This is a genomic window from Sphingomonas sp. ABOLE, from assembly GCF_003950455.1.
GTDB classification, from domain to species: Bacteria; Pseudomonadota; Alphaproteobacteria; order Sphingomonadales; family Sphingomonadaceae; genus Sphingomonas; species Sphingomonas trueperi.
The window spans coordinates 1-6363 of record NZ_QQWY01000078.1; the positions used below are offsets into that span (position 1 = coordinate 1).

Consider the following 6363-nt stretch of genomic DNA (forward strand, 5'->3'; position numbering starts at 1 on the left):
CGTGCTGCCGACACTCTATGCCCGGTTCGGGCAGAAAGTGATCGAGAAACCCGAGCACTACAATGAGGAGCATGAAGGGGACGACCACGGTCAGACCTTCGTGAACAACTTGGCCTGATGGATGGGCAGGGCGATCCGCGATCGCCCCGCCCATCTCTGGGAGATGGGGATATGCCTCGCACCATAACCAGCTCGATGCTTCACGGCGGGCCACTGCGCATCTGGTCGGCACTCACCGATCCGGATCATCGCCGGGCGTGGAGTCCGCTCGTATTTCTCGATGATCCGTCCCGGCTCGGCGACACAGAATGCACCTTTGCGATCCAGGGCATCACCCGGCCAATTCGGACGCCAGCACGGATTGATCGATTCGATAAACCGCACGCCTTCGCTTGGTCCTGCGGCATCCCCTATCTGTTCACGCTCGAAGAGCGGTACGAGCTGGCGGGGGACGATGGCGGCACCAGGCTAACGCATAGCTGCACGCTGCGCGGGGCGCTCTCCCTGCCGTTCGCGGCGATGATGTTGCGCCGCCTGCGATCCCTGATGGTCGAATCTGACGATCGCCTCGCAACCTATCTCCGCTGGCGGGTAGGTCAGCCTGCCCGGGCTATCAATCGTCAGCGCGTCCCCTTCCGCTACAGGAGGAAGGCGCGATGATGATGCACTGTAAGCGGGTGCTGCCCGCCGTCATCCTCGTTGTCGGGCTCGCGGCGTGCTCGGAAAGAAAGCCGCCAGCCCCGCCAACGGAGCAGCAGATCCATTCGTCCGACAGCGCCGTGGCGACCGGGGAAATGGGGCGGCATAGATATCGCTGTTCCGACGGGGAACCGCTGTTCGTCGATTACAAGGACAACGGCCTGCAGATCGATTTGCGGCGCTCCAACGGGGGACCGCCGATGATGCTGACCGCGCCAGCGCAGGGCCTGCAATATGTCGGCGAAACAGCCACCGCGACCTTCAAGGGGTCGCAGCTCACCATCGTGGAAGGCGATGGCCGTACCCGGATCTGCGAGCAGGAAGGCACGCGATGAACTGCCCTGCCTTCGAACGCCACAGGGCGCTTCGTCGGAAGAGACCGATGTCTGACACGTCGATTTCAAATGTGACAACCTTGTGCGGCCTGAATCGGGCCGGTCTGGCGATCGCGCGCCTCGGCGTCGTTCTCGTCTCCGGGGCGGTTATAGGGGCGTGTAATCCAGCGCCGACCCAGCCTACCGAGCCGGCGCATGAAAAGCATCTGACGTCGAAACTAATCGCGCAGCGCATCATGTACTGCGACGACGGCACACGCGCCGATGTCGACTTCATCGATGACGGCTTGAAAATGGCCGTCACCTGGCTGCCGAAGGGCAGGACCGAGATCCTGCGCGCGCAGCGAACCGGTGACGAGTTTCGCGGCGACCATTCGCGGGCTGTCGTGGCGGGCGGATCGATCGCGTTCACGCGACGCGGGAAGATCCGCGTCTGCCACCGAACCCCGGAGGAGTCCTAGGAAATGCAGGCACTGCTCTATACGCTTGCGCCTGTGCTGGCGGTCGTGCTCGGCGCGATTGTCGCGAGCCGCACCAAGTTGAAACCTGGCCTCGTGGCGGGCCTACAGCATCTCGCTGCCGGCGTCGTGTTCGCGGCGGCAGCGACCGAAATCCTGCCGCAGGTCAAGCATGAGGCATCGCCCAGCGCGACGTTGATCGGCGGGGCGGCGGGCGTCGCGACCATGCTGGGGCTCAAGGCTCTTGAGGCCCGCTTCAAGGGGCCGATGGCGCTACTCGCCGCGATCGGCATCGACATTCTGGTCGACGGCCTGGTGCTCGGCCTCGCTTTCGTGGCGGGCGAGAAGGCAGGTCTCCTGCTGACGATCGCGCTCACTCTGGAAGTGTTATTTCTGGGACTGACGCTGACCGACGAGCTGGCGGAAACCTATCGCTCGCGCTTGCGCATCATCGTGATCGTCTCGGCATTGGCCCTGCTGCTGCCGATCGGCGCGCTCGCTGCCGTGCCGGTCGCCGCGCTGTCGCCGGTGATGATCGCCGGCTTCCTCAGCTTCGGGCTGATGGCGCTGCTCTACCTCGTCACGGAGGAGTTGCTGGTCGAGGCGCACGAGAAACCCGACACCCCGCTCATCAGCTCGATGTTTTTCGTCGGCTTCCTGGCCCTGCTGACACTTGAGGAGATGATGGGATGATCCCGGGCAACGACAACAATGGCGGGCAGGAGCGCCGCACACTGTGGATCGTCCTGCTGCTGAACGCGGCGATCGCTGCGGGCTTCTTCGTTTCCGGCTTCTTCGCGGACTCGAGCGCGCTGATCGCCAACGGCGTCGACAACCTGTCCGATACGGCTGTGTATGCGCTGAGCCTTGTGGCGCTCACCCGGGGCCAGACATGGAAGACACGCGCCGCGGTCGCTTCGGGCGTCATGCTGCTGATCTTCGCGGGCGGCATCTTGATCGATGTCGGACGGCGCTACGTGCAGGGCAGCGAGCCCATCGGACCTACCATGATGGTCATGTCCGCGATCGCCGGCGTCGTGAATTACCTCTGCCTGCGGCTGCTCCAGCGCCTCAAGGATCCGGACGTCAATCTCCGGGCCGCAACCACCTTCAGCTTCAACGACTTCATTTCCAACGGCGGCATCCTGATCGCCGGCGTGCTGGTGCTGTGGTTGGGTACCAATTGGCCGGACCTGCTGGTCGGCTTCGCCACCGCCATCATCGCCATCAAGGGCGGTGTCGAAATCCTGCGCGACGCGCGCGCCGAAACCAAGAAAAGCGAAAGGAGGTCGTCATGAACGACAAGCTCGAACTCGACATTCCAGTGTTGTTGCCGGACCTTCCTGACGCGGCCGATGCCTGCCTGGACCGTCTCGTATCAACCCTGTCAAAGCGCGAAGGTGTCGAGCGGGCGCATGTGATCTGTCTCGACGGCAACACGCCAGCGGCGCTGTGCATCCATTTCGATGCCGCCAAGCTGCCGCTGCCACGGTTGCGCGAAATGGTGCGCGCCGCAGGTGCCGAAATCACCGAGCGCTACGGCCATGCGATCTGGCAGGTGACGGGGATCAACCACGAACGTCGGGCGCGCACGGTCAGCGATGCGCTGTGCGCCTTGCCCGGCGTGGTCCAGGCAAGCGCCAGCACCAGCGGGTCTGTCCGGGTCGAATATGATCGCCGCGAAACCACCGAAGAGGAGGTGCGCGCTGCGCTTCGCAAGCTGAAGGTGAGGGTGGGCAAGCGGGTCGCTGCCGATGAACATGCCGGCCACGACCACGGCTCCGGGGGCCACGGCGCGGGCGAAGAGAAGCACGGCCCCGGCGATGGCCACGACCATAGCCACGCCGAATTTCTCGGCCCCAATACCGAGCTGATCTTCGCGCTCGCCTGTGGCGCGCTGCTGGGGATCGGCTACGCGATCGAGAGGCTGGTCGCTGGCGCGCCCGAATGGCTGCCGACCGCCTGCTATATCGCAGCCTATTTCTTCGGCGGATTCTTCACGCTGCGCGAGGCGATCGACAACCTCCGGATGAAGAAGTTCGAGATCGACACGCTGATGTTGGTCGCTGCGGCCGGCGCCGCTGCGCTGGGCGCATGGGCCGAAGGTGCGCTGCTGCTGTTCCTGTTCAGCCTCGGCCATGCGCTTGAGCATTATGCAATGGGCCGCGCCAAGAAGGCGATCGAGGCGCTGGCGAAGCTCGCGCCCGAAACCGCGACCGTGCGACGCGGCGGGCAGACCAGCGAAATCCCGGTCGAGCAGATGGTCGTCGGGGACATTGCCATCGTCCGCCCGAACGAGCGCCTGCCTGCCGACGGCTTCGTCATCAAGGGCACCAGCGCGATCAACCAGGCCCCGGTCACGGGTGAAAGCATCCCGGTCGACAAGGTGCCGGTCGCAGATGCCGCAGCGGCACGCGCCAAGCCCGATGCAGTCGACGCGGAAAGCCGGGTTTTTGCTGGTACGATCAACGGCGGCGGCGCGATCGAGATCGAGGTGACACGCCGTTCCAATGAAAGCGCGCTTGCCAAGGTCGTGAAGATGGTGAGCGAAGCGGAGACGCAGAAGTCGCCGACGCAGCGCTTCACCGACCGGTTCGAACGGATCTTCGTGCCCGCCGTCCTGGTCCTGTCAGTGCTCCTGCTGTTCGCATGGGTGGTCGTCGACGAGCCGTTCCGCGACAGCTTCTATCGCGCGATGGCGGTGCTGGTGGCGGCAAGCCCGTGCGCGCTCGCGATCGCAACGCCGAGCGCGGTCCTGTCGGGCGTTGCCCGTGCAGCGCGGGGCGGCGTGCTCGTGAAGGGCGGTGCACCGCTCGAAAACCTCGGGTCGCTCAAAGCGATCGCTTTCGACAAGACGGGCACGCTGACCGAAGGTCGTCCGCGCATCACTGATGTCGTGCCCGTCGATGGCGCCGATGAAGGCGAGTTGCTGGCGCTGGCTGTCGCCGTCGAAGCGTTGAGCGACCATCCCCTGGCCCAAGCGATCGTCAAGGACGGCCGCGAACGTCTGAACGATCGTGCCGTGCCGACTGCCGGCGACCTCAAGAGCCTGACCGGTCGGGGCGTCACCGCGAGCGTGGATGGCGAGACGGTGTGGATCGGCAAGGCCGAGATGTTCGGAAGTGAGGGCATTCCGGCGCTGGGGCAGGGCGCGCAGGACGCAATCGCGAAGCTGCGCGAGAACGGCCGCACGACAATGGTGGTCCGCAAGGGGGACCGCGACCTGGGCGCGATCGGCCTGATGGACACGCCTCGCGAAGCTGCCAAGACCGCGTTGCGTCGGCTGCACGAGATGGGCGTGTCGCGGATGATAATGATCTCCGGCGATCACCAGAAAGTCGCCGAAGCGATCGCCGACGAAGTCGGGATCGACGAAGCGTGGGGCGACCTCATGCCCGAAGACAAGGTTGCCGCGATCAAGAAGCTCGCCGGCGAAGACAAGGTCGCGATGGTGGGCGACGGCGTGAACGATGCGCCGGCGATGGCAAGCGCCACGGTCGGCATCGCGATGGGCGCGGCGGGGTCGGACGTTGCGCTGGAGACAGCCGACGTGGCGCTGATGGCCGACGATCTGGCGCACCTGCCATTCGCAGTCGGTCTTAGCCGCCATACCCGTGGAATCATCCGGCAGAACGTCTTCGTCAGCCTGGGTGTCGTCGCCTTCCTGGTGCCTGCTACCATCCTCGGCCTCGGCATTGGGCCAGCGGTGGCGGTTCATGAGGGATCGACGCTGCTCGTCGTCATCAATGCGCTCAGGCTGCTCGCCTACCGCGATCCGGCAGGGAAGGCGGCATGAAGTGGCTGATCGCCTTCGACCTCGACGGCACGCTTGCCGAGAGCAAGCGGCCGTTATCGGAGGATATGGCCGCAATCCTCGCCCGATTGCTCGCCATCACGGATGTGGCGGTGATCTCGGGCGGGGACTGGCCGCAGTTCGAAAAGCAGATCGCCTCGCGCCTTCCTGCCGGCGTCGCGCTCGACCGTCTCTGGTTGATGCCGACCACAGGCACGAAACTCTATCGGTTCATCAATGGCGCTTGGCGCGCGGTCTATGCCGAACTGTTCGACGACGCGGAGAAGGCGAAGATCCGCACGGCCTTCGATCAGGCGCTGACCGATGCCGGTCTCGCCGACGAACGTATCTGGGGCGAACGGATCGAGGACCGGGGCAGCCAGATCACCTTTTCGGGCCTGGGGCAGGCAGCGCCGCTGAAGGAAAAGGAAGCGTGGGATCCTGACCGAAAGAAGAGGACCGCGTTGCAGGCCACGTTGCGCGCGAAGCTGCCGGAGCTCTCGATCAATCTCGGTGGCACGACATCGATCGACGTGACCAGAGCAGGGATCGACAAGGGCTATGGCCTGAAGCGCCTGAGTGCCGAGAGCGGTGTCCCGCTCGACGGGATGCTGTTCATTGGGGATGCGATATTCCCCGGTGGGAATGACTATCCCGCTGCTGAAATCGGCCTCGACACAGTGAGGGTGCGCGACGTCGCGGAAACCACCGCCGTCGTGACCGCCATCATCGCGTGTCTGCACCGATAGGATCAAGATACATGGTCGGCTCCATCGCGGAATGCCGCATTGTCAAAGCTCTGGCTTCTGTCGCTTAGGGCAGCGCTTCCTAAAACGAAAAGAAGGCAATGTGCGCGTCTCCGCGAACAAAGCCTCCAGCGATCAATCTAAGAGATTCCGCCGCGCTTCTCAATCGTAGGGGGCGTTTGCGGGAGGGGGCGGAATCCTACGCTCTCATGACCGTCATTTTGGAAGCGGAGCCGCACAGAACCTACACCAAAACTGAGGTCCGGTGTAATTGAAACTGATGATGCACCTGATGGGTGTGCCGCGAGCCGATCGACGACGATTGATCATGC

General features: G+C 64.4%; 7 protein-coding genes. All 7 read left to right on the top strand.

Features of this window, described 5'->3' with window-relative positions; genetic code table 11:
* The first annotated feature begins 171 nt into the window (after nt 1–171).
* From CA234_RS23670 to CA234_RS23700, 7 genes are read left to right on the top strand one after another with little or no spacing between them, the layout of a single operon-like run.
* Nucleotides 172–660, top strand: a complete 489-nt coding sequence (locus CA234_RS23670) for an SRPBCC domain-containing protein (RefSeq protein WP_004212879.1) — start codon at nt 172–174, stop codon at nt 658–660.
* On the top strand, nt 657–1034 hold the full coding sequence (locus CA234_RS23675; RefSeq protein WP_009824022.1) for a hypothetical protein: 378 nt from the start codon (nt 657–659) through the stop codon (nt 1032–1034). The genes CA234_RS23670 and CA234_RS23675 overlap by 4 nt, the downstream gene beginning before the upstream one ends.
* 47 nt (nt 1035–1081) lie before the next feature.
* Nucleotides 1082–1495 carry a hypothetical protein gene (locus CA234_RS23680; RefSeq protein WP_004212881.1) on the top strand — a complete coding sequence of 138 codons (414 nt, stop codon included), beginning with the start codon at nt 1082–1084 and terminating at the stop codon, nt 1493–1495.
* A 3-nt stretch (nt 1496–1498) separates the two neighbouring features.
* Nucleotides 1499–2185 (top strand): hypothetical protein, encoded by a 687-nt coding sequence (locus tag CA234_RS23685; protein WP_004212882.1) that lies wholly within the window; start codon nt 1499–1501, stop codon nt 2183–2185.
* Entirely contained in the window at nt 2182–2790 is a 609-nt protein-coding gene (locus CA234_RS23690) for a cation transporter (RefSeq protein WP_004212885.1), read from the top strand. The genes CA234_RS23685 and CA234_RS23690 overlap by 4 nt, the downstream gene beginning before the upstream one ends.
* Nucleotides 2787–5288 carry a heavy metal translocating P-type ATPase gene (locus CA234_RS23695; protein WP_126002910.1) on the top strand — a complete coding sequence of 834 codons (2502 nt, stop codon included), beginning with the start codon at nt 2787–2789 and terminating at the stop codon, nt 5286–5288. The genes CA234_RS23690 and CA234_RS23695 overlap by 4 nt, the downstream gene beginning before the upstream one ends.
* Complete coding sequence (locus CA234_RS23700; protein ID WP_004212890.1) at nt 5285–6034, top strand: HAD-IIB family hydrolase; 750 nt, start codon at nt 5285–5287, stop codon at nt 6032–6034. The genes CA234_RS23695 and CA234_RS23700 overlap by 4 nt, the downstream gene beginning before the upstream one ends.
* Nucleotides 6035–6363: the final 329 nt, after the last annotated feature.